3 protein-coding genes are annotated in these 2,039 nt (G+C 73.9%); all 3 read right to left on the bottom strand.

Annotation, left to right across the window (positions count from 1 at the left end):
* Nucleotides 1-1,223 (bottom strand): MFS transporter (locus ACIA5D_RS51715; protein ID WP_396038116.1); only part of this gene is annotated, 1,223 nt, incomplete at its 3' end.
* The gene (locus ACIA5D_RS51710) at nt 1,220-1,822 is read right to left on the bottom strand and encodes a hypothetical protein (RefSeq protein WP_396038115.1); all 603 of its coding nucleotides are present in this window, start codon (nt 1,820-1,822) and stop codon (nt 1,220-1,222) included. The genes ACIA5D_RS51715 and ACIA5D_RS51710, both read right to left, overlap by 4 nt.
* Nucleotides 1,823-1,832: 10 nt before the next feature.
* Nucleotides 1,833-2,039 (bottom strand): hypothetical protein (locus ACIA5D_RS51705; RefSeq protein WP_396038114.1); only part of this gene is annotated, 207 nt, incomplete at its 5' end.

Below are 2,039 nucleotides of genomic sequence, written 5' to 3'. Positions count from 1 at the left end.
ACGGGCAGGCGCAGGCCGCGCACCGGTGAGGCCAGGGCGAGCAGGAGGCCGATCGCGGCTGGCACGGCCAGCAGGAGATAGGCGGTCCGGATCCCGTACGCGTCCGCGGCGAGACCGCCCAGCAGCGCGCCGAACGGCGTTCCGCCCCAGGCCACCATGCGGCCGGTGGTGTTGACCCGGCCCTGCAGCTCGTCCGGGGTGAGCAACTGCCGCACGGTGATGCCGTTGGCGTTCACGGTCAGGCGCGCGATCGACCAGACCAGCCAGGCCACCAGGGCGACGGCGACGGTCTCGGTGCCGGCGAGAACGGCGACGGCGAGCACGAAGAGCGCGAAGCCGGCGATCGACACGGTGCCCTGGCCCAGGAGCCGGCCGGCGCGCGGCAGCGCCAGCGCGGCCAGCAATGAGCCTACCGCTCCGACGGCGTAGAGCAGGCCGATCCGACGGTCGGCCGGGTCGATGCCGAGAACCTGGTCAGCGTGCACCACGAGCAGGCCGAGCACGCCGCCGACGGTCATGTTGAGGCCGAACCCGGCCATCGTCAGGGTGCGTAAGACCGGCATGTCCCAGACGTAGCGCAGGCCCTCGGCTATCTCGGAGCGCATCCGGCGCCCGGCCACGGCCACGGTGTTCAGGTCGGTCCGGAGGCCGGTCAGCAGGGCTGCGGACACCAGGTAGGTGGCGGCGTCCACGGCGAGCACCGCGGACGGGTCGGCCAGCGCGGCGAGCAGGCCGGCCGCGGCCGGCGCCGCGATCTCCAGGACCACCTCGGTCGACCAGACGATGCTGTTCGCCCTGGTCAACCCGGCCTTGCCGACGATGCGGAAGAATGCGCCCCAGGCCGCCGCGTCGAACCAGCAGAAGCCGCAGCCAACCCCGAAGGCCACGGCCAGCACGTGCCAAGGGGTCAGCACGCCGAGCAGCTTGGCGACCGGCACGGTGGCAAGCATCAGGGCGCAGCACAGGTCGGCCGCGACCATCATGCGGCGGCGGTTCAGCCGGTCCGCCGCGGCGCCGGCGAACAGGCCGAACAGCAGGTACGGCAGCGCCTCGAGGCCCACCACCGCGGCGGTGAGCGCGGGCGATGCGCTGGTGCGGTAGACGAGCAGCGGCAGCGCCACGGCGCTGGCCGCGGTCCCGGCCACCGAGATCGACCGGGCCGCGTACCAGCGGGAGAAGTCGGCGTCGAACAGTCGGCGCCGTTCGACGCCGACGGTGGTCACGGCCGGCCCGCGAGCACGGCCAGGTGCCGCTCCTCGATGCCGGTCAGCGCCAGGTGCAGGTCGGTCGCGAGGTCGTCGCTCGCGTGCCGACAGGAGTTCACCGGCGGCTGCGCGCCGGGGTGGAAGCAGGCGTTGACGTCCGGCTCCTCAGGGTGGAAGCAGCCGTTGGCGTTGGCGCCGGGGTGGAAGCAGGCGTTGACGTCGGGGTCGCCGGGTTGGAAGTAGGCGTTGGGGTGCGGGTCGGCCGGGTGGTGGCAGGGGCTCACCGGCCGGCCGGAGTCGGCCGCCACCGCGGCGGGCTGGTCGTCGTCGGGGCGGAAGCACGGCGACACGCTGCCGTCGTCCGATGCGCAAAAGCATTTCGAGCCGGTGTTGGGCGCGGTGGCATCGGCCGGGCGGAAGCAGAAGCCGGCCTCACCCCCGGAGTCGTCCGCGGGGCGGAAGCAGCCCGCGCCGTTGCCGCGATCCCGGTCGACGGGGTGCAAGCCGGCCTCGCCTCCGTCGGCGGGGTGGAAGCAGACGCGCGGTGCCAGGTCGTCGGCCGGGCGGAAGCCGTACGAGCCGACGTCGCCCGGGGGCGTCATCGCGAGGTTTGGCATGTTGTTCCTCTCATCGGGAATTCGCCGCTGCCGTGGCCGGCGACGGCCACAGGTGCCAGCCGCGCCCGGTCGGCAGGACCGGGTCGCCGTGCCGCACCAGGCTGAAGCGCTCCAGTCCGGGAGCGACGGTGGTGGTCACCGCGATGAGCGACCCGGCCGGCGCGATCTCGCCGGCGTGGTAGCCCAGGCCCCGCCCTGCGAGCTGCCTGGCAAACGT

The sequence above is a fragment of the Actinoplanes sp. NPDC051513 genome, assembly GCF_044454685.1.
Lineage (GTDB): Bacteria > Actinomycetota > Actinomycetes > Mycobacteriales > Micromonosporaceae > Actinoplanes.
This window is presented reverse-complemented; position numbering and strand designations above follow the sequence as displayed.